Here is an 18,959-nt window from a genome sequence, read left to right as displayed (position 1 = left end):
AGCATCGCCTCATGGCCCCAGCAGCCCCTCCAGATCCGAGGCATCCACCAGTGGATCGTCCAGGTCCACGGTGAGCGTCGAACGCGCCATCAGCCGCGCCGAGCCGGTGGTCGTCGAGTCCCAGGCGGGGAAGTCGCCCACCATGGTCTCCCCGAGCACGGTGCCGACGAAGCGGTTGCCGCGCGGGGAGATCGTCTCCAGCGTGTCCCCGGGCCCGAGGTCCCCCTGCCCGGCCAGCAGCGCGAGACGGGCGGAGGTGCCAGTGCCCGTGGGGCTGCGGCAGATCGCACCGGGATGCACGTACGTCGCCGAGCGGGACTCGACGGTGCCGTCCTCGAGCGTGCGCACCCGGCCCATGAAGTGCACGAACGGCAGCGGACCCACATCGCCGAGGGACGGGTGCTCCTGACGCAGCCCTGGCCGGGCGGTGCGCACGAAGGCGTCCCCGAAAGCCATCAGTGCGATCTCCTCGTCGGCCGTGAGTTCGAAGCCGTGCGCGCCGGACGGGATCATCGCGTAGTAGGCGCCGCTCCACACCAGGTCGAATCCCACCCGCCCGTGGTCCGGGACCTCGACCGAGAGCTCGCGCTCGGCGACGTACGCGGGCTCGCCCTGCGTGGTGATCGACTCGACCCGCCCCTCGGCGGTGCGGGCCCGCTCGCGCCACTCCGGGCCAGCGTGGCAGTGCAGAACGTTTCAGGTCCAGGGGCCCGGGGAACTCACGAGGGCAGGAAGCGTCCGGCGCGCCCCCATGACGGCGTCGCTCACCATCCCTGGCCCTGTCCCTACCCCCGCCTCTACGATCGTGGGGTACTTCCCGCTTCCAGCGTCGGCAGCGAGTCCCACCCGACCCCCGCGCTGGAGCTGCCATGACCTCGCATTCCCTCTCGCCGCTGGCCCCCGGCCGGCTGCGCCTTGTGATCCTGGCGATGTCGCTGGGCGCCTTCGCGATCGGCACCACCGAGTTCGCGAGCATGGGCCTGCTGCCGCAGATCGCCCGCGACCTCGAGGTGTCCATCCCCCAGGCCGGGATGCTCATCACCCTGTACGCGCTCGGCGTGGTGGTCGGTGCGCCGCTGGTGACGATCGCCGCGGTGCGGATACCCCGGGCGCGCCTGCTGGTGCTGCTGATCGCGCTGATCGGGCTCGGGAACCTGCTCTCCGCGATGGCACTCGACTTCACCATGCTGGCCGCGGCCCGCTTCCTCTCCGGGCTCCCCCACGGCGCGTACTTCGGTGTCGCCTCACTGGTCGCAGCGCGGCTCTCACCGGCGGGACAGCGCGCCCGGTCGGTGTCCCTGGTGATGCTGGGCCTGACCATCGCCACCATGCTCGGCGTCCCAGCCTCCACGGCGCTCGGCCAGAGCGTCGGCTGGCGTTCCGCCTACGTGATCGTGGTGGTGATCGCCGCTGCCACCACCTTCGCCGTCTGGCGCCTGGTCCCCGAGCCCGCGAACCCTGCCAGAGCTGGTGGGAGTGCCGGCGGGGCTGCTGGGGCCAGCGGTTCGATCCGCGCAGAACTCGGCGCCCTGCGCCGGGTCCAGGTGTGGTTCGCGCTCGGCATCGGCGCGATCGGCTTCGGCGGCATGTTCGCGGTGTACAGCTACATCGGCGAGATCGTGCCCGGCGTGATGGGCCTCGGCGAGCGCGCGGTGCCGGTGGCGCTGTTCGTGTTCGGCCTCGGGATGACGCTGGGGAACCTCCTCGCCGGCCGCCTCGCCGACCGCAGCGTCTACGGCACCATCTTCCTCGGCCTGATCGGGATGGCGGTGAGCCTCGCGGTGTTCGCGCTCGTCGCCGAGAACCCGATCGCCGGGATCCTCCTGCTGCTCGCCGTCGCCGTGACCTCCCAGATGATGGGCCCCTCGCTGCAGCTGTTCCTGCTGGACGCCTCGCCCGACGCGCCCTCCCTGGCCGCCGCCCTGCATCACTCGGCGCTGAACATCGGCAACTCCCTCGGCGCGGCGCTCGGCGCGGGCGTGCTCGCCGCCGGCTGGGGCCTGCTCGCCCCGGCCTGGACCGGTGTGGTGCTCGCGGTGCTGGGGCTCGGGATCGCCGGCTGGTCATTCCTGGTGCACCGTCGGCAGCAGTCGAGTGCCGCGGCGGAATCAGAGGCGGCCGAGGCGGCCGTGGTGTCTGCTCCCTGCTGAGCAGGCCGCCGTGCATGTGTACCCAGGTACTGGTGGGCGCCCGGAGTCCGCACCGCAGGCCGATGCGCGAGGGGTGGGGGCGCCCATAGCGTCGGCCGGGACGAAAGGTGCTCACATGATCCGGGTCCAGACCCTCACGAAGCAGTACGGCAGGAAGACCGCGGTCGACGGGATCGACTTCACCATCGCGCCGGGAACGGTGACCGGGTTCCTCGGCCCCAACGGCGCCGGGAAGTCGACGACGATGCGGATGATCATGGGCCTGGACCGGCCCACCAGCGGCACGGCGACGGTCAACGGCAGGGCCTACCGCGACCTCACCGCACCGCTGCACGAGGTGGGTGCACTGCTGGACGCCCGCGCCGCCCATCGGGGCCGCAGCGCATACAAGCACCTGCTCGCACTCGCGGCCACCCACCGCATCCCCACCGCTCGGGTGCACGAGGTGATCGGGCTGGCCGGGCTCGAGTCCGTGGCGCACAAGCGCGTCGGCGGATTCTCGCTGGGCATGGGACAGCGGCTCGGCATCGCGGCAGCGCTGCTCGGCGACCCGCAGACCGTCATCCTCGACGAGCCGGTCAACGGCCTGGACCCCGAGGGGATCCTCTGGATCCGCGCACTGCTGCGCCAGCTCGCGGCCGAGAGCCGCACGGTGATGCTCTCCTCCCACCTGATGAGCGAGATGACCCAGACCGCTGACCATCTGATCGTCATCGGGCGCGGCGCGATCCTCGCCGACGGGCCGATGCATGAGGTCATCTCCGGTGCCACCCGTACTGTGGTCCGGGTTCGCACCCGTGACGTGAACGGCCTGTCCGCCGCGGTGCTCTTCTCCGATGTCGCCGCCGACGCCCCTGTCGAGGTCGTCGTCTCCTCCGCGGCCGACGGCGCCGTCGAGATCGAGGGGCTGACCGCCGAGCAGGTGGCCGGCGCCGCCGCTGCCGCGGGGGTGGTCCTGTTCGAGCTCACCACCCGCGAAGGGTCCCTCGAGGAGGCCTACCTGTCCCTCACGGCGGACGCCGCCGAGTACCGTGCGATGACCGCCGCAGTGAAGGGAGCAGCGCGATGACAACCCCCGCCCTGGCGACCGGCCCGACCGCGCGCCCCGCTGTCCCCACCCGTCGGCCGACCTTCGGCGACGTCCTGCGTTCGGAGTGGATCAAGCTGGCGAGCCTGCCCTCGGCGGTCCTGGCACTGGTCGGGATCCTCGTCGTCGGGCTCGGCGGCAGCCTGTTCCTCGGCGCCACCCTGGAATCCTCCGGCGTCCCGTCAACCCCCTCGCTCGAGCGCACGATCGGCGACGTGACCATCCCGATGGTGGTGCTGGGTCAGATCGTCGCCGGGATCCTCGGCGTCATGTCCGTCGGTGCGGAGTACTCCTCCGGCTCGATCCAGACCACCCTGATGGCGGTGCCGACGCGGCTGCGGGTGCTGTGGGCGAAGGCGATCGTGCAGTTCCTCGCCGTGACCGGCACCGCGCTGGTGACCGTCTTCGGAGCGTGGGCCGCGACCTACCCCTTCTACGCGAAGCACGGTCTGGAGGCTCCGCTGAGCGGCCCGGGGGTGCTGGTGGCGCTGCTCGGCGCGGCGGCATATCTGGGGATGTGTGCGGTGGTGGGCGTGGGCATCGGGATGCTGGTGCGGTCCACCACCGTCGGCGCGATCCTCATCTTCGCCGCGACCCTGCTGGGCCCGATCCTCGCCTCCGCGCTCCCCTACAGCCTCATCTCGCGCATCGCCCGGGTGGTCCTGCTCGGCAACGCCGGGGACACCATGGCGCGGGTCGAGAGCCCCGGCGGTCCGTTCCTCGACATCTGGAGCGGGCACATCAGCACCGCCGCCGGCTGGCTGATCGTGTCGCTCTGGGTGGTGCTCGCGCTGGCGGCGGGGGCGATCGCCCTGCAGAATCGCGACGCATGAGCAGTCGCGCGGACGCCGCCCGGCCCCACCCCACCTCCGTGGTGCGGTGGGGTCGGGCCGACGTCGTGCTGCTGCTGGGCTACCTGCTGCTCGCCGTCGCGCTGGGATTCCTCTCCCTCGAGTCGTCCCTGCGCTCACCCGCCTGGGCGATCGTGCTGCTGGGCCTGGCCGGGGTCGCCACCCTGCTGATCAGGCCGAGGCATCCCACCGCGGCCCTGGCCGCAGGGCTGGCGCTGCTGCCGCTCTCTGCGGCGCTCGGCAGCATGGCCGAGGCGGTGCTGGCCCTGTCCGCGCTGTATCGAGCCGGGGTCGTCCGTGGCGCTCGACAGGCGTGGGCCGTCTTCGGCCTCACCACGGGGGTGGCGGTGGTCGCGGCGCTGATCCTCGCCCTGCGCGTCCGGCTCGGTCCGCCGCTGCTGGGCCTGGCCCCACGATTCGCCGTCGAGGACTGGCCGCTGGACTGGGCGAGCCTCTCGGTCCTCTTCCTCGCCGTCACACTGATCACCGCGCTGCTGGGCCTCAACATCGGCCACCGTCGGCGGCACATCGCCGGGCTGGTCGAGCGCGCCGAGCAGATGAAGCGCGAGCGGGACCAGCAGGTGAGCATCGCCGCGGGCCTCGAGCGGGAGCGCATCGCCCGCGAGATGCATGACGTCATCGCGCACAGCCTGTCGGTGATGATCGCCATGAGCGACGGGGCCCAGGCCTCCGCCGCGCAGGATCCCGAGGAGTCGCAGCGAGCGATCGGTCGCGTCGCCGAGACCGGGCGCCGCACCCTCGGCGAGGTGCGCCGGCTGCTCGCACCGGTGCGCGGCGAGGTGGATTCCAGGCAGTCCTCGCTCCCGGCGACCCTCGGGGTCCGGGAGCTTCCCGCGCTGGTGGAGGAGTTCCGGGCCGCAGGGCTGCCGGTGCGCCTGGAGCGGCGCGGGCAGCTGGATCCGGGCGCGGTGATCGGCCTGACGGTCTATCGGATTGTGCAGGAATCGCTGACCAACGTGCTGCGGCACGGGCGTGGGGTGCGCAGCGTGCTGGTGCGAGTCCTGATCGGGGCGGACGAGGTGACGATCCTGGTCGAGGACACCTCCGCGCCAGCCCTGCCTGCCACCGATCCGGGTCGCGGGCTGGTCGGCATCCAGGAGCGGGCCGCCTTCTACGATGGGCACGTCACGGCCGGTCCCCGCGCCGGCGGCGGCTGGCGGGTGGCGGTGCGCCTGCCCGCCACGGAGCGGTGAGCAAGGCGTGATGAGAGAGGAGACCGCCGTGGCGGAGAGCATTCGTGTGCTGTTGGTCGATGACCAGGAGCTCATCCGGTACGGCCTGCGCCTGGTGCTCGATGCCCAACCCGATATCGAGGTCGTGGCCGAGGCGGCCGACGGCGCGGAGGCGCTCCGCGCTGCCCGTCAGCTCCAGCCCGATGTGGTGCTGATGGATGTGCGCATGCCGGGGATGGACGGCATCGAGGCCACGAAGCAGCTCTCCGCCGCGCTGCCGAACGTCCGTGTCCTGGTGCTGACCACCTACGATCGCGACGAGTTCGCCTTCGGGGCGCTGCAGGCCGGTGCGGCCGGGTTCCTGCTGAAGAACACCCGGCCCGACGAACTGGTGGCCGCGGTGCGCACGGTGAGAACCGGTGATGCGGTGGTCTCGCCACGGGTGACGGCGAAGCTGATCGAGCTCGCCGCGCCCCACCTACCCGGGCCGGCGGGCCGCGAGGCCGGGAACCAGCTCTCGCTGCTGTCCGAGCGGGAGCGGGAGGTGTTCCTGCTGGTGGGTCGCGGACTCACCAATGCGGAGATCGCGCAGACGCTGCACCTGAGCGAATCCACCGTCAAAGCGCATTTCGGTCGGATCCTCGTCAAGCTCAACCTGCCCAGCCGGGTCCAAGCGGTCATCCGGGCGTACGAGCTGGGAGTCGTGAACGTCGGCGGGTAGGTGTGCCGGAAGGCGCTGCAGAGCACCGCGCGTTCGGCCAGGAATCGGTCAGCCGGATGCGCGAGAACTGGACCTCTCATCCTGGTCGATCTGGGCACGGCTCACGACATCGTGCACTCACACCGGTGACCCAGGGTCGGGTTCTTCCGGTGGTTCTGTGGCCTGGCCCTCGGTCGGGTCCGAGTCGTCTCCATCGGAGGGTCTGTCCTCTGTCAGCGAGGTGCGCGGGGCCAGCATCGGCGGCGTCGTCGAGATGCCCTGAGCTCCATGCGGACTGGTCCAGATCCAGGCGGCCGGCGGGGGCTGTGGGGTCGGAGTCCTGTGCCCCGTGGATGCTGGCGTCTTCGCCGTCAGTCGGGTGCCCGGCTGGTGAGGGTCCGACTCGGCGGAGCTGGCCTCGATCAGGTTCGGGTCGACGTCGCTGTTTGTCGGCGCGAGTGCCGTGAGCACCCACAGCCCGTGCTCTTTGAGCAGGTTGCAGCGCACGCACAGCCCTTGGCCGTTCGCGTAGCTGGTGAGCCCGCCGCGGTGGTGCGGGATGACGTGGTCGCTCTGGCGGATCTTCGCGTTGCACCAGGGGGTGCGGCAGGTGGTGTCTCGCCATCGGATCATCCGGGCCAGGCCGACGGGGAACGCCCGCGATCGAGATTCCATCGCAATCAGCTCGCCGGTGCGAGGGCTGGTGTAGAGGCGACGGAACACCGCGGAGACCTCATCGTCGGGATGGAGCTCATCGACCGATTGCAGCTGGCCGGGAGGCCTGCCGAGCAGGGTGTCCGAGACGATGTGGGCGGGGATCGTCCCGTAGCCCTCGAGATGCGCGCTCTCGGCATCATCATCGCGGCCCAGGAGCGCGGTGTCGCTGATGACGATTCCGATGTCGAGAGACGGGGTCGGGCGGGGTCGACGCGGCGCAGAAGGCGCCCGCTCTGGAGACCGGTCATCGCTGCGTTCTTGGGATTCGGAGGCGCTCTGCTCCTGGAACTCCGTGGGAGCACGCCCTTGCGGCGCGAGCGGCGAGGGCTGGGGCTGGGGCTGGGGTGGATGGAGGATGGCATCGACCATCAGATCCGCTTCGAGCGCCGGCATAGGGGCCCGCTCCCCCGCAGCCTTCAGTGATCTGGCGTGGACGGCCAGCACATGCATCATGCCGGCGGCATCGATCCCGCGCAGCACCGCGGTCACGCGCGCCATCCCGTCTGCCAGCGGCGTCATCGTCACGTGACGGGCCCGGGCGGCACGCTCTGCCCGTGCGCGCGAGTTCTCGGGCTCAAGCTGCTGGATCAGCTCGTCGATGTCTGAGCGGAGACGCTTATGGCCCTTCCCCTCCAGGATGCTGGGATCCTGCCGGATCATCTCGTCGATCCGTGCGCAGGTCTCCGGGCTCGCCCCGTTGAGAGCTCCCGCGACCACGGACGCCTGCTGCTCGGCGACGGAGCCCTCCCACATGCTGTCGATCATGCCCGGCATGTGCTGGGAGAGCCGGCGCGCCGAGGCGAGAGAGAAGGACGAGGCGGAGGGCGAGATCCGACGCGCGAGGCCGAGCTCGTGGTTCACCCCCTTGCCCTGCTTCGAGGCGGGGAGGCCGCGGTCTCGGTCGGATGCGCGGATCCGCTGCTCCGCGGCGACCTGCCAGGTGGCATCGACCGCGGCGAGGGAGGCGCGCAGGTGGTCGAGCCCGGCGAGGACGGCCAATGCTTCCTCTGCGGAACCGGGGGCGGTCTCGGGCAACGGATCGCGCACCGCGCGGGTTTCGGTGAAGGCCATGAGAGCTGCGGCGAGGACCTGCGCCAGCAGGATGCGAGCCGGTCCGCTCGCGTCGATGTCGGCGTACTGGGTGGCGACGGCGGTCAGTGCATCCGCCGACGGAGAGGCGGCGTCACGGCGGGGCTCATCCCCGCCGGGGCTGCCCCCGTCACTGTTCGGCGTCATCGCATCCATACCTCGATCGTAGGGAGATTCGAATCGCCGATCTACGCGCCCTTGAATGCTGTGGATAACCCCGTCGGCCCTTCACAAAATGTGGAAAGAAGTGTGGATAGACCTGCACTGTGGAGGAACGACCCTTTGGCGGTCGCCTCCGAACTGCTGTCAGCCAGGCCATGGGGGAAGCGCGCACGATGACCCAAGACACGATGACCCACGAGATGCCGAGATCCTGCCGCTCCCGGCCTTCCCCAACTCCAGAATCCCGACTCCCGCGTATTCCCGATCGCCCCAGATTCCCGACGATGCACGGGTGTCGATGCACGCGCGCGGAGCCGCCCCGGCCCCGCGGCACCGACATTCCCACCCCTTGACGCGCCCCCGCGCACCGGGCCACACTCGACAATGAACCACCGTTCACTTTTCGTGAGCGACGTTCACCTCAGGAGAGGAAGGGCATGCTCCGCGCCGACACAGTGGTCGCTCCCGACGAGGCTGCCCGCGCTGCGAGGTCCGATGCGCGCCGCCGGCAGATCCTGCACGCGGCCGTCCCCCTGATGGAGCGGAGCGGGTCGCAGGCGGTCTCCATGCAGTCGATCGCGGCGGCGGCCGGAGTCTCCGTCGGCCTGATCTACCGGTACTTCGCGAGCAAGCAGGAGCTCGTGCAGGCCGTGACCGAAGGGGTGCTCGATGACATGGGACGGCTCCTCTCCGAGGCGCTGGAGCCGGAGGACGACCCGGTCCGCCAGATCGCCGGCGCCTTCGCCGCCTACTGCACCGTCATCCGGGAGAACCGCCAGGCGGTGATGCTGACCTATCGCGAGTCGAACACTCTGGACGAGGCGGGTCGCCAGGTCGTCAAGGAGCTGGAGATCCGCACCGTCGACCCGCTGCGCAGCGCCGTGGATGCCGCCGTCGAGCAGGGGCTGCTGCGGCCGATCCATGCTGAGCTGTTCGCCTACGACCTGCTGACGGTGGCCCATTCCTGGGCCTTGAAGCACTGGTACTTCGCGCCGCGCATGACGTTCGAGGAGTTCCTCCGCGCCCAGACAGCGCTCCTGCTCTCCACCGCGATCCACCCGGAGCACCGCGGACGCTACCCCGATCTTCTCGGCGCACTCACGTAACTCCAGCTCCCCTCTCCCCCACCGCACCCTCAGGAGGCCTCATGGATTTCGTCATCGACGACGCGATGCAGGGCTATATCGATGCGGCCGCCGAGGTCGCCGCCCAGATCGCCCCCGACTATCCGCAGCGCGAGAAGAACCGGAGCATCGAGCCGGAGCTGCGCCTCCACATGGGAGAACGCGGGCTCATCGCCCCGGAGCTCCCGACGGCGCTCGGCGGCCGCGGCGAGCGCGCGCTCACCACCGGCATGCTCACCGAGCAGATCGCACGGGGCGACCTCACCGTCGCGTACGTGCAGGTCATCGGGTCTCTCGTCGGCCAGATCCTCGCGCGCACCGCACGCCCCGAGGTGGCGGCGCGCTGGGTCCCACGCATCACCAAAGGCGAGGACCTCGTGGCGATCGGACTCTCGGAACCAGGTGCCGGCTCCGACGCCGGCAACCCGTCGATGACCGCCAGGTCCCGGGCCGACGGCTGGGTGCTCAGCGGGACCAAGTCCATGTCCTTCGCGATGCACGCGAGCGCCGCCGTGGTGTTCGCCCGCACCGAGGTGGGGCGCCGCGGCCACGGCATCAGCGCCTTTCTGGTGGAGCTGGACCGTGATGGGGTCGAGCGCCGCGTCGCCCCCGATGTGGGCACCAGAGCCGTGGGCCGCGGGCTGGTGGAGTTCACTGGCACCTGGATCCCCGAGGAGAACCTGCTGGGCGAGCTGGGCACTGGGTTCACCCAGGTGATGCAGGGATTCGACTTCTCCCGCGCCCTGATCGGTCTGCAGGTGATCGGCGCCGCCCAGGTCACCCTCGAGGAGACCTGGGAGTACACCAGCGGGCGCATGGCCTTCGACCGACCGCTGAGCTCCTTCCAGGGGGTGGCGTTCCCGTTGGCCGAGGCGGAGACCCTGCTGGAGGCCGCCCGGCTGCTCTGCCAGAGGACCCTCTGGTTGAAGGACTCCGGGCTGCCGCATACGAAGGAGGCGGCGATGTGCAAATTGTGGGCGCCGAAGACGGCGTACGACGTCATCCACCAGTGCCTGCTCAGCCACGGCCAGTACGGCTATCTCACCGACCGGCCGATCGAGCAGCGCCTGCGCGACGTGCTCGGGCTGCAGATCGGTGACGGCACCGCCCAGATCATGAAGCTCGTCATCGCCCGCCACAGCGTGGACCGCGAGGTCGCGCCGTGAGCGCACCACCTGCCCCGAGGACCGACCCGAGGATCACCCCAAGGAGGCCTGCCATGGCCCGGACCCCTGCCCCCGCCACCAACGACCAGGACCTCACCGGACGGATCTGCATCGTCACCGGTGCCGCGAGCGGCATCGGCAAGGGCATTGCGACCCGGCTCACGGCCGACGGAGCGATCGTGGTGGTCGCCGATCGCGACGAGGCCGCGGCCGTCAAGGTCGCCGCGGAGCTCGGCGGCGACGCCCTCGCCGTCACGGTCGACATCTCCGACCGCGCGAGCGTGGAGGCGATGACCGCCCAGGTCACAGGGCGCTTCGGCCGTATCGATGTGCTGGTCAACAACGCCGGCTGGGACAAGGTAGGGCCCTTCCTCGAGCAGGATCCCGTGCTCTGGGATCGCATCATCGGCATCAACCTCTATGGCACCCTGCACTGCTGCCAGTCGGTGGTGCGGGTGATGACCGAGCAGGGCCACGGCACCGTCGTGAACATCGCCTCGGACGCCGCGCGGGTCGGCTCCAGCGGCGAGGCCGTGTACTCGGCCTGCAAGGGTGGGATCGTCGCGTTCACGAAGACCCTCGCCCGTGAGAGCGCCCGCGCCGGCATCACCGCGAACGTGGTGTGCCCCGGCCCGGCGGACACCCCGCTGTTCGCCTCGATCTCTGAGGACAGCCCGACGCTGCGCGCATCGCTCGAGCGCGCGATCCCGCTGCGTCGCCTCGCGCAGCCGGAGGATCTCGCGAACGCCGTCGCCTTCCTCGCCTCCCCCGCCTCGAGCTACATCACCGGCCAGACCCTGTCCGTCTCCGGCGGACTCACCATGGCCTGAGCAGCAGGCACCTCAACAGGCCGGGCTCCGATCCCCCACCACCCGAGCAGAGAGCAGGCGACCATGACCGAGCAGCAGCCCCCGACCTTCGAGACGATCCGCACCGAAGTGGCGGCCCAGGTCGGGACGATCACGCTCGAACGCCCGGACCAGCGCAACGCCCTCACCGCGACCATGCAGGCCGATATCTCCCGGGCGCTGGATCTTTGGGCGACCGACGACGCCGTGCGCGGGGTGATCCTCACCGGCAGCGGCCCGAAGGCCTTCGCCGCCGGCGCCGACATCTCCGAGCTCGCGGCCTGGGATGTGGCCGACGGGCTGGCCGCAGTGATGCAGCGCCTCTTCGACCGGATCCAGGACTTCCCGAAGCCGACGCTCGCGGCGCTGAACGGCGTCGCGATGGGCGGCGGGTTGGAGCTCGCGATGAGCTGCGACATCCGGATCGCTGCGGAGACCGCGAGCATGGGCCTGCCCGAAGTGGGGCTCGGGGTGCTGCCCGGCGCGGGCGGCACCCAGCGCCTCTCCCGCCTGGTGGGCGCCGGCCGAGCGCTCGAGATGATCCTCACCGGCCGGGCCCTGAGCGCTGAGCAGGCGGAACGATATGGCCTGGTGACCACGGTGGTACCCGCCGCGGAGCTGCTGGAGACCGCGGCGGAGATCATGGCGAGCATCCTCGCCAAGGGTCCGCTCGCGATCCGGCTCGCCAAGCTGGTCGTCGGGCCGGGAGCGGACGCAGACCAGCGGACGGGCCTGCTGCTGGAGCAGCTCGCGCAGACCCTGCTCTACACCACGGAGGACAAGGCCGAGGGGGCTGCGGCATTCCTCGGCAAGCGGGCCCCGGAGTTCGACGGGAGGTGAGCCACGGCAGGTGCACAGCACGGCCGACCCTGCCAGCACGCCTGGGCGCACTGCTGGGCTCACGCCTGGGCGCACGCTTGGGCGCTCGCCTCAGCCTCGAGCGGTCCGCGGCTTTCCCTGCACCGTCTCCCCGTGGTACGACGATGCCATGACAGTCCCTGACGCCACGCCTGATGCTGCCCCTGCGCCCGCACCTGCGCCTGACTCCGCCTCCACCTCCACCTCCGCCCTCGACCGCGGCGTTCTCGTCATCGGCCAGATCGCCCGCGATCTGGTGCTCCGCGTCGAGGACTGGCCGTCGGCCGGGGGCAGCGCCAGAGCCGTCGAACGGCGCGAGATGCTCGGCGGCAAGGGTGCCAATCAGGCGGTCGCGCTGCGACAGCTCGGAGCCCCGGTGATCCTGCTCGGCGTCGCAGGGACCGACGCGGCGGGAGAGGCGGTGCTGGCGCAGGCCCGTGCCGATCACCTGGACCTCTCCGTCGTCGTCCGCCGTGGGGTGACCGCGCTGCTGATGGACATCGTGGACGGGGAGGGAACGCGGCGACTGGTCGAGCACGTGTCCGAGCAGTCGTTGCTCACCGTCGAGGATGTGCGCGGAGCGGCGACCGCCGCGGACCGGGTCGACACGGTGTGCCTGCAGTTGCAGCAGCCGGTCCCGGTCCTGCTCGCCGGTGCGGAGCTGGCCATGGACCGAGGGCTACGGCTCGTCCTGGACGGCGCCGTCGAGGACGAGGCGCGCGACCGGCTGGTCGCGGCGGCCGATGTGGTGCGGATGGACGCCGCCGAGACCCGCCTGATGACCGGGCTCGAGGTGACGGATCACGCGTCCGGCCGGCGCGCGGCCCGGCACCTCCTCGAGGTCGGGGCGGGACTCGTCGCGCTCTCGGTCCCCGACGGCGATCTCGTGGCGTGGCCAGGGGGTGAGGAGCTGGTGCCGCATGGCACTGAACAGGTTATCGACCCCACCGGAGCCGGCGACGCCTTCCTCGCCGGGCTCGTCATCGGCCTGCGCCGCGGAGAATCCCCCGAACGAGCCGCGCACCGCGCCAGCGCCGCGGCCACCGCGACCGTGCAGCGACTGGGCGGACGCCCCGACCTGCGGGATCAGCGCCCGACGGACCGTTGAGCCCCGGTAGGGGCGTCACGCCGGGCGCGTCCTAGCAGCCCGGCGCCCCGAAATTCCGAGCGGCCCGAGGCAGCCCGGGACGCCGACGTGCCCGGGTGGCTCAGGCGAGCACCGCGAGCAGCTCTGCGCATGCCGTCTCACATGCCCTGCAGGCTTCCGCGCAGACGCGGCAGTGCTCATGCATGTCGGCGTGCCGCTCGCAGTCCTCGGCGCACGCCGCACAGGCCGCCCGACACGCCTCGAGCAACGTGCGCTCGACCGCGAGATCGGGGGTGCGCCGCGCGAGCACGCGGGCCGTCGTCGCGCACAGATCGGCACAGTCGAGGTTGCGACGGATGCACGACCGCAGCTCGGCGACCATGTCCTCGGCAAGACAGGCATCGGCGCAGGCGGTGCAGCTCTGGGCGCAATCCAGGCAGGCCTCGATGCAGGCGCTCAAGGTCTGGAGGTCGGTGATGCCGCCGCTGTCCGGGTGGGTCTCCATCATCGGGCGGACGTGGTGTGTCATGTCGGTGCTTCCTCTCTCAGTGGGTCCGGATCTCTCCCGGTCGATCGGAGTCCAGCGCGGTCAGGGCCGGCGCCAGGAGTCGTCGGCCGTCGCCGAGGCTCCCTGCGGTCCCATCTGCAGCATGCCGCCGTCCACCACCCAGGAGGCGCCGGTGACATAGGAGGCCTGCGGAGAGGCGAGGAAGGCGATCACGGCCGCGACCTCGCGCGCGTCGCCCGGACGCCGCAGCGGCACCCCGGGCCGCTCCTCGGCCTGCGGGGCCCGCGGGTCCTGATCGGTCTGCCCGGTCATCGGGGTGGCGATCTCGCCGGGTGCGACAGAGTTGGCGGTGATGCCGTGCTCGCCGAGCTCGAGGGCGATGGTCTTCAGCAGACCGCCGAGGCCATGCTTCGCCGCGTCATAGGCGGAGGAGCCGACCTTCGGCTGGTGCTCATGAACGCTGGTGACGCCGATCAGGCGACCACCATTGCCGGCATCCACCAGGTGCCGGGCCGCTGCCTGGAGACAGACGAAGGCACCGTCGAGATCGACCGCCATCACGTCCCGCCAGGTCTCGAGGGTCGTCTCGAGGAACAGGGTGCTGTGCCCGGCACCGGAGCACTGCACGAACACGTCGAGCCCGCCCAGCTGGTCCACCAGGGCGTCGACCACGCCGCCGGCGCCGTGGAGATCGGTGGTGTCCAGGTGTGCCACAGATGCACTGCGGCCATGGCTGCGGACCTCGGCGGCGGTGGCCTCGGCGCCTTCCTGATCGGTGTTGAAGGTGATACCGACGTCCATACCGGCTTCGGCCAGAGCGACAGCTGTGGCTCTCCCGATCCCGGAGTCGGAACCGACGACGATGGCGCGAGTGGGGGCGAAGGACATTGCGGGCTCCTGTGTCAGCGACAGATCCATCTGCTCGTGCTCTCGACGCTAGACCCTGCCCGGAGCATCCGCCAAGGAACCGGTCCGACCGGTCGAGCACCGTGCGAACGAACCCCGACCAGACCGATGATCGGGCCGACGCGAGCTCGGTGCCGAGCAACCCGATCGGTCAACCAGCAGCAGTGACCGTTCCCCCGACGTAGGTTGGGAGCACGACAAGGAGACGGCGACCGCGGCGAGAGCACGTGATCCTGCCGCGACGGCCGTCCTGGACAGGAGAGATCATGGGACTCGGAATCCCGTCACGGCCCGCCCCGCTGCGTCCCGCCGGGAGACCCGAAGGGCCCCGGTTCACGGCGCTGACGCTCGGGGCGAAAGTTCTGCAGTCCACCCCACCGCTGCGCGGATTCGACGCCTACCTGGTGGGGTTCCATCCTGCGAAGGACGAGCCGGACATGCAGATGGAGGCCCATCACTACTGCAAGGTCGTCAACGACGATCTCATCCAGTGCGTTCTCTTCGACGGCAACACCGCGGAGGCCAACCTGATCGGCATCGAGTACATCGTCTCCGGAGACCTTTTCGCCACGTTGCCGGAAGAGGAGAAGGACCTCTGGCACCCGCACAACTATGAGGTCTTCTCGGGGCAGCTGATCGCACCCGGGCTCCCCGCCGTCGCCGAGCAGCAGCTGATGACCGAGCTGGTCAACTCCTACGGGAAGACCTGGCACACCTGGCACACCGGGCGTCACGACACCGGTGGCGGGGACGAGCTCCCGCTGGGGGCGCCGATGCTCATGTGGTCCTTCAACCGCGATGGTGAAGGCGACCCGGCCCTGGAGTCGCATCGCGCCGCGGCATTCGGCATCGATCCCGCCGAGGTGCGACGACGGCGCCAGGAGCTGCTGGACCGGGCCGCACCGCAACGAGGGGTGGACGCCTTGAAGCACCACTTCACGGGGACGACGCCGATCCCCGGAGTGCAGGACCTCGGCCCCCCGACGTCTTCGGCCGACGGCCCCGACGGCTCGGTGCCCGGCGAGACGGAGCGGGAGGGGCAGTCGTGACCGTCACGCTCCGTTCCCTCGAGGTCGCAGTCCCTGCCACTGAGCTGCGGCAGGAAGAGGTCCGTGATCTCCTCGCCGCTCAGCCGGACCTCAACCGACTGGGCAAGCGCCTGGTCGCGACGGCATTCGATGCCTCCGGCATCGAGCGCCGCTTTAGCGCCCTCGCGGAATGGGAGGGTCCGCCCGACGACGGGGAGCCGGTGTTCTTCGAAGCGGGGACGGGTCGTTTCCTGAATCCGACCACCGGAGCCCGGAACCGGGTCTTCGCGCGCGAGGCCACGGAGCTGTACACCCGGGTCGCCGCCGCCGCTCTCGACGCTGCGGAGGGAATCGCCGCGGCCGACGTCACCCATGTCATCACCGTCTCCTGCACGGGCTTCTTCGCCCCCGGCCCCGACTATCGCATCGTCCGCGCTCTGAGCCTGGACCCGGCGGTGCAGCGCTATCACCTCGGTTTCATGGGCTGCTATGCGGCGCTGCCGGCGCTGCGCCAAGCCCAGACCATCTGCCGCGCCAACCCCGAGGCCGTGGTGCTCGTGGCCACCGTCGAGCTCTGCACGCTGCACGTGCGCACCTCGAACGACCCCGACACCATCGTCGGCTCCTCCCTCTTCGCCGACGGTGCCGCCGCCGCGATCATCACCGGACGGGACTTTCCTGCCAGCACTCCCCTGCTCCAGCTGGACGAGTTCGAGACGGTCCTCACCCCGGTGGGCGAAGAGGCGATGGCATGGAACATCGGCGACAACGGCTTCGAGATGGTGCTGGGGACGTATGTTCCCCACATCATCGACGAGCACATCACCGGGGCCCTCGCCCCGCTGCTCGCCCACGATCCCGACCTCGAGGGCCTGCCGTACCGCGATATCGAGCACTGGGCCATCCACCCCGGTGGCAGGAGCATCCTGGACAAGGTGGAGGCGAAGCTCGACCTCACCGCAGCGCAGCTCCTCCCCGCCCGGGAGACGCTCCGCGACTACGGGAACATGTCCAGCGCCACCGTCATGTTCGTCCTCCAGAAGATCCTGCGCTCGGCGACACCCGACCGACGCGAACGGGTGTGCTCCATGGCCTTCGGACCCGGCCTCACCGTGGAGACCGCCCTGCTCACCGCGATCGGGGCTCCCCTCCCGGAGGACGCCTCCGCGGAGCGCCAGTGATCCTCCCACCGCTGGGAACCAGGGACGTGGGCGCGACCGAGGAGATGGACGATCCCGGTTGCGACCCACAGCGGCTGGCACGGACCTATGCCTCGTTCCGCACCGTCAACGCCCTGGTCGCCGGATGGCGCAGCACATATCGCCATGTGCTCAGGCCGCATCTGCGGCGCGAGGGCGTGAACACCCTGCTGGACGTGGGCTGCGGAGGCGGCGACATCTCCCGGGCGCTCGCGCGATGGGCCCGCGGTGACGGTTTCACCCTCTCGGTCACCGGTATCGATCCCGATCCACGAGCACACGCCTGGGCATCCCGCCAGCCGCCCGTCGACGGCGTCCGCTACCGCCGCGTCCGTTCGGAGGAGCTGGTCTCCGAGGGTGCCCGATTCGATCTCGTCGTCTCCAACCATCTGCTCCACCATCTCGATGCCGACCAGCTGCAGGGGCTGCTCGACGATTCCGAGCGCCTCGCGCGACATGCCGCGGTGCACAGCGACATCCAGCGCGGACGTCTCGCCTATTCCCTGTTCTCCGCAGGCACCTGGCCGTTCTTCCGCGGGTCCTTCATCCGCGAGGACGGCCTGACCTCGATCCGGCGCAGCTACACGGCCTCCGAGCTACGAGAACAGGTTCCACCGCGCTGGGACGTGAGGACGCGGGGGAAGTTCCGGCTCCTGCTCACCCTGGATCCGCGCAGCATCACCCCGCCATGACGGAGCAGCCTGCCCTCAGATGCGAGGTGCTGATCGTCGGCGGTGGGCCGGCAGGACTGTTCCTGGCCGCGCTCCTGGCCCAGCACGGAGTGGACGTCGCGGTGCTGGAGCGTCGCACCGCTCCCTCGTCCGATTCCCGGGCCATCGGGCTGCACCCGTCGGCGCTGCACGCGCTGGGCGAGGTGGGCATCGCGCAACAGGCAGCAGACGCCGGGCAGCCGATTCGCGGTGGAGAGGCGCGGTTCCGGGGCCGGGGACTCGGCGCGCTCCGTTTCGCACGGGCATCGTCCGACGGTTTCGTCCTCGCGTTGCCGCAGTCATCCACCGAGGCCCTGCTGGAAGCACGTCTGGCTGCCCTCTCGCCGTCAGCGCTGCGACGAGGGTGGGAGGTGACCGGACTCCAGGAGTCGGCGCACGGAGTCGTCGTCACGGCGCGCCGCATCGCACCGCGCCGCACCGGCGACGAAAGAACGCGCAGCACCGACGACGACGGCGTGCGCAATACCTCGGAGAATGCTCCGAGTGACTCTCCTGAACCTCTACGGGCCGCATCCCCCGGCAGCCGCAGCAGCAGCCTGAGCGTCCAGGCGGAGCTGGTGGTCGGCGCCGACGGGGCACGCTCGGGGGTGCGCGAGATGCTCCATCTCTGCACGCGCGGGCGTCACTATCCCGATTCGTACCTGATGGGCGACTTCGTCGATCCGACAGCGGCCCGGCAGGATCGGGACGCGGCAGTGCATCTCGAGCAGGAGGGTGTGGTCGAGTCCTTCCCCTTGCCCAGTCGACGCCGCCGCTGGGTCGTGCACACCGGGAACAGCGTTCTCCGCGGGAACTCCCCGGACGAGCTCGTCGAGCTGGTGCGCGAGCGTACAGGGAACGCACCTGATCCGGACACCGTCAGCATGCTGAGCTCCTTCACCGTGCGCCGGCGCGCTGCGGACCGTCTCGTGACCCGACGATGCGTGCTGATCGGGGACGCCGCGCATGAGATCAGCCCGATCGGCGGGCAGGGGATGACGCTGGCCTGGTTGGACGCTCTGGACCTCGCGCCCCTCGCTGCACGTATCGACGTCGTGACCGATGCACGAGACCTGCGAACGGTGAGTGGGTGGCTCCGTTTCGAGAGGTCCGTGCAGCGCCGGGCACGGACGGCCGGCCTGATCGCGGCAGCGAACACCGTGCTCGGTCGACCGACCTCCGCTCCCCTCGCAGTCCTCCGCGCCACCGCCGTGAGGGCAGCGCTGCACACGCCTCTGCGGCATCTCCTGGCATGGACCTACTCGATGGCGTGGACCCGCCGGCACTGACTCAGCGCGGGCAGCATGCGCTGCGTGCCGGCCGCCTCCTGTCCTCGCTCCGGTCGGACTCCGCTCCCACTGGCATGAGCGACGCAGGCCCACTCCAGCCGGGGTCAGTCACGGCCCCGGTTCGGTTCGATGCAGCGTCCGCCAGTCACCAAGGCCTGTTTTCGGGCATGAAAAAAGGGAGTGGGAGGAGCGAAACCCGCAAGGATCTCAAGCTCACTCCCACTCCCACAAAGATGTCCGGCGGCGACCTACTCTCCCACACCCTCCCGAGTGCAGTACCATCGGCG

18 protein-coding genes are annotated in these 18,959 nt (G+C 70.6%); 14 read left to right on the top strand and 4 right to left on the bottom strand.

What is annotated here, in order from left to right; all coding sequences use genetic code 11:
• Positions 1 to 9 precede the first annotated feature (9 nt).
• The gene (locus Q0937_RS16110) at positions 10 to 690 is read right to left on the bottom strand and encodes a proline racemase family protein (RefSeq protein WP_299305896.1); all 681 of its coding nucleotides are present in this window, start codon (positions 688 to 690) and stop codon (positions 10 to 12) included.
• 179 nt (positions 691 to 869) lie between these two features.
• Between Q0937_RS16110 and Q0937_RS16105 the strand changes: the two genes are divergently transcribed.
• The 5 genes from Q0937_RS16105 (at position 870) to Q0937_RS16085 (ending at position 6,002) form a co-directional block, all read left to right on the top strand.
• Complete coding sequence (locus Q0937_RS16105) at positions 870 to 2,150, top strand: MFS transporter (protein WP_299305764.1); 1,281 nt, start codon at positions 870 to 872, stop codon at positions 2,148 to 2,150.
• Positions 2,151 to 2,265: 115 nt separating this feature from the next.
• Positions 2,266 to 3,219 (top strand): ATP-binding cassette domain-containing protein, encoded by a 954-nt coding sequence (locus tag Q0937_RS16100; protein ID WP_299305763.1) that lies wholly within the window; start codon positions 2,266 to 2,268, stop codon positions 3,217 to 3,219.
• Positions 3,216 to 4,070, top strand: a complete 855-nt coding sequence (locus Q0937_RS16095; RefSeq protein ID WP_299305761.1) for a hypothetical protein — start codon at positions 3,216 to 3,218, stop codon at positions 4,068 to 4,070. Before Q0937_RS16100 ends, Q0937_RS16095 begins: the two co-directional genes overlap by 4 nt.
• On the top strand, positions 4,067 to 5,302 hold the full coding sequence (locus tag Q0937_RS16090; protein WP_299305759.1) for a sensor histidine kinase: 1,236 nt from the start codon (positions 4,067 to 4,069) through the stop codon (positions 5,300 to 5,302). Before Q0937_RS16095 ends, Q0937_RS16090 begins: the two co-directional genes overlap by 4 nt.
• A gap of 28 nt (positions 5,303 to 5,330) precedes the next feature.
• Positions 5,331 to 6,002 carry a response regulator transcription factor gene (locus Q0937_RS16085; RefSeq protein ID WP_299305758.1) on the top strand — a complete coding sequence of 224 codons (672 nt, stop codon included), beginning with the start codon at positions 5,331 to 5,333 and terminating at the stop codon, positions 6,000 to 6,002.
• 117 nt (positions 6,003 to 6,119) lie between these two features.
• Here the strand turns inward: Q0937_RS16085 and Q0937_RS16080 are convergent, their stop codons facing one another.
• Entirely contained in the window at positions 6,120 to 7,934 is a 1,815-nt protein-coding gene (locus Q0937_RS16080; protein WP_299305756.1) for an HNH endonuclease, read from the bottom strand.
• Between the two features lie 452 nt (positions 7,935 to 8,386).
• On the opposite strand from Q0937_RS16080, the gene Q0937_RS16075 reads away from it, so the two are divergent.
• From Q0937_RS16075 to Q0937_RS16055, 5 genes are all read left to right on the top strand, one after another.
• Positions 8,387 to 9,055 (top strand): TetR/AcrR family transcriptional regulator, encoded by a 669-nt coding sequence (locus tag Q0937_RS16075; RefSeq protein ID WP_299305754.1) that lies wholly within the window; start codon positions 8,387 to 8,389, stop codon positions 9,053 to 9,055.
• Between the two features lie 41 nt (positions 9,056 to 9,096).
• Positions 9,097 to 10,239, top strand: a complete 1,143-nt coding sequence (locus tag Q0937_RS16070) for an acyl-CoA dehydrogenase family protein (protein WP_299305753.1) — start codon at positions 9,097 to 9,099, stop codon at positions 10,237 to 10,239.
• Positions 10,240 to 10,292: 53 nt separating this feature from the next.
• On the top strand, positions 10,293 to 11,069 hold the full coding sequence (locus Q0937_RS16065) for an SDR family NAD(P)-dependent oxidoreductase (protein ID WP_299305752.1): 777 nt from the start codon (positions 10,293 to 10,295) through the stop codon (positions 11,067 to 11,069).
• Between the two features lie 63 nt (positions 11,070 to 11,132).
• On the top strand, positions 11,133 to 11,927 hold the full coding sequence (locus tag Q0937_RS16060; protein WP_299305751.1) for an enoyl-CoA hydratase/isomerase family protein: 795 nt from the start codon (positions 11,133 to 11,135) through the stop codon (positions 11,925 to 11,927).
• Positions 11,928 to 12,075: 148 nt separating this feature from the next.
• Positions 12,076 to 13,053: a PfkB family carbohydrate kinase gene (locus Q0937_RS16055; protein ID WP_299305750.1), complete on the top strand. Its 978-nt coding sequence runs from the start codon at positions 12,076 to 12,078 to the stop codon at positions 13,051 to 13,053.
• Positions 13,054 to 13,153: 100 nt separating this feature from the next.
• Here Q0937_RS16055 and Q0937_RS16050 read toward each other — a convergent pair whose 3' ends face one another.
• Entirely contained in the window at positions 13,154 to 13,561 is a 408-nt protein-coding gene (locus tag Q0937_RS16050) for a four-helix bundle copper-binding protein (RefSeq protein ID WP_299305748.1), read from the bottom strand.
• 60 nt (positions 13,562 to 13,621) lie between these two features.
• Entirely contained in the window at positions 13,622 to 14,428 is an 807-nt protein-coding gene (locus Q0937_RS16045) for an SDR family oxidoreductase (protein WP_299305746.1), read from the bottom strand.
• Positions 14,429 to 14,712: 284 nt separating this feature from the next.
• On the opposite strand from Q0937_RS16045, the gene Q0937_RS16040 reads away from it, so the two are divergent.
• The 4 genes from Q0937_RS16040 to Q0937_RS16025 are packed head-to-tail and all read left to right on the top strand — an operon-like array spanning position 14,713 to position 18,672.
• On the top strand, positions 14,713 to 15,495 hold the full coding sequence (locus Q0937_RS16040; protein WP_299305744.1) for an OBAP family protein: 783 nt from the start codon (positions 14,713 to 14,715) through the stop codon (positions 15,493 to 15,495).
• Positions 15,492 to 16,655, top strand: a complete 1,164-nt coding sequence (locus Q0937_RS16035; RefSeq protein ID WP_299305741.1) for a type III polyketide synthase — start codon at positions 15,492 to 15,494, stop codon at positions 16,653 to 16,655. Before Q0937_RS16040 ends, Q0937_RS16035 begins: the two co-directional genes overlap by 4 nt.
• Positions 16,652 to 17,365 carry a class I SAM-dependent methyltransferase gene (locus tag Q0937_RS16030; protein ID WP_299305739.1) on the top strand — a complete coding sequence of 238 codons (714 nt, stop codon included), beginning with the start codon at positions 16,652 to 16,654 and terminating at the stop codon, positions 17,363 to 17,365. Before Q0937_RS16035 ends, Q0937_RS16030 begins: the two co-directional genes overlap by 4 nt.
• Complete coding sequence (locus Q0937_RS16025; protein ID WP_299305737.1) at positions 17,362 to 18,672, top strand: NAD(P)/FAD-dependent oxidoreductase; 1,311 nt, start codon at positions 17,362 to 17,364, stop codon at positions 18,670 to 18,672. The genes Q0937_RS16030 and Q0937_RS16025 overlap by 4 nt, the downstream gene beginning before the upstream one ends.
• The last annotated feature ends 287 nt before the right edge of the window (positions 18,673 to 18,959 follow it).

It is taken from the genome of uncultured Brachybacterium sp. (assembly GCF_947500705.1).
Classification (GTDB): domain Bacteria; phylum Actinomycetota; class Actinomycetes; order Actinomycetales; family Dermabacteraceae; genus Brachybacterium.
The sequence above is the reverse complement of the archived record's forward strand: the minus strand, read 5'-3'. Positions and strand labels throughout refer to the sequence as shown.

What these genes read in the sequence shown, in the direction of transcription:
- Q0937_RS16095 (WP_299305761.1), top strand. Translation starts at nt 3,216, where the DNA reads ATGACAACCCCCGCCCTGGCGACCGGCCCGACCGCGCGCCCCGCTGTC.
- Q0937_RS16060 (WP_299305751.1), top strand. Translation starts at nt 11,133, where the DNA reads ATGACCGAGCAGCAGCCCCCGACCTTCGAGACGATCCGCACCGAAGTG.
- Q0937_RS16075 (WP_299305754.1), top strand. Translation starts at nt 8,387, where the DNA reads ATGCTCCGCGCCGACACAGTGGTCGCTCCCGACGAGGCTGCCCGCGCT.
- Q0937_RS16050 (WP_299305748.1), bottom strand. Translation starts at nt 13,561, where the DNA reads ATGACACACCACGTCCGCCCGATGATGGAGACCCACCCGGACAGCGGC.
- Q0937_RS16040 (WP_299305744.1), top strand. Translation starts at nt 14,713, where the DNA reads ATGGGACTCGGAATCCCGTCACGGCCCGCCCCGCTGCGTCCCGCCGGG.
- Q0937_RS16105 (WP_299305764.1), top strand. Translation starts at nt 870, where the DNA reads ATGACCTCGCATTCCCTCTCGCCGCTGGCCCCCGGCCGGCTGCGCCTT.
- Q0937_RS16045 (WP_299305746.1), bottom strand. Translation starts at nt 14,428, where the DNA reads ATGTCCTTCGCCCCCACTCGCGCCATCGTCGTCGGTTCCGACTCCGGG.
- Q0937_RS16065 (WP_299305752.1), top strand. Translation starts at nt 10,293, where the DNA reads ATGGCCCGGACCCCTGCCCCCGCCACCAACGACCAGGACCTCACCGGA.
- Q0937_RS16025 (WP_299305737.1), top strand. Translation starts at nt 17,362, where the DNA reads ATGACGGAGCAGCCTGCCCTCAGATGCGAGGTGCTGATCGTCGGCGGT.
- Q0937_RS16090 (WP_299305759.1), top strand. Translation starts at nt 4,067, where the DNA reads ATGAGCAGTCGCGCGGACGCCGCCCGGCCCCACCCCACCTCCGTGGTG.
- Q0937_RS16070 (WP_299305753.1), top strand. Translation starts at nt 9,097, where the DNA reads ATGGATTTCGTCATCGACGACGCGATGCAGGGCTATATCGATGCGGCC.
- Q0937_RS16100 (WP_299305763.1), top strand. Translation starts at nt 2,266, where the DNA reads ATGATCCGGGTCCAGACCCTCACGAAGCAGTACGGCAGGAAGACCGCG.
- Q0937_RS16055 (WP_299305750.1), top strand. Translation starts at nt 12,076, where the DNA reads ATGACAGTCCCTGACGCCACGCCTGATGCTGCCCCTGCGCCCGCACCT.
- Q0937_RS16080 (WP_299305756.1), bottom strand. Translation starts at nt 7,934, where the DNA reads ATGACGCCGAACAGTGACGGGGGCAGCCCCGGCGGGGATGAGCCCCGC.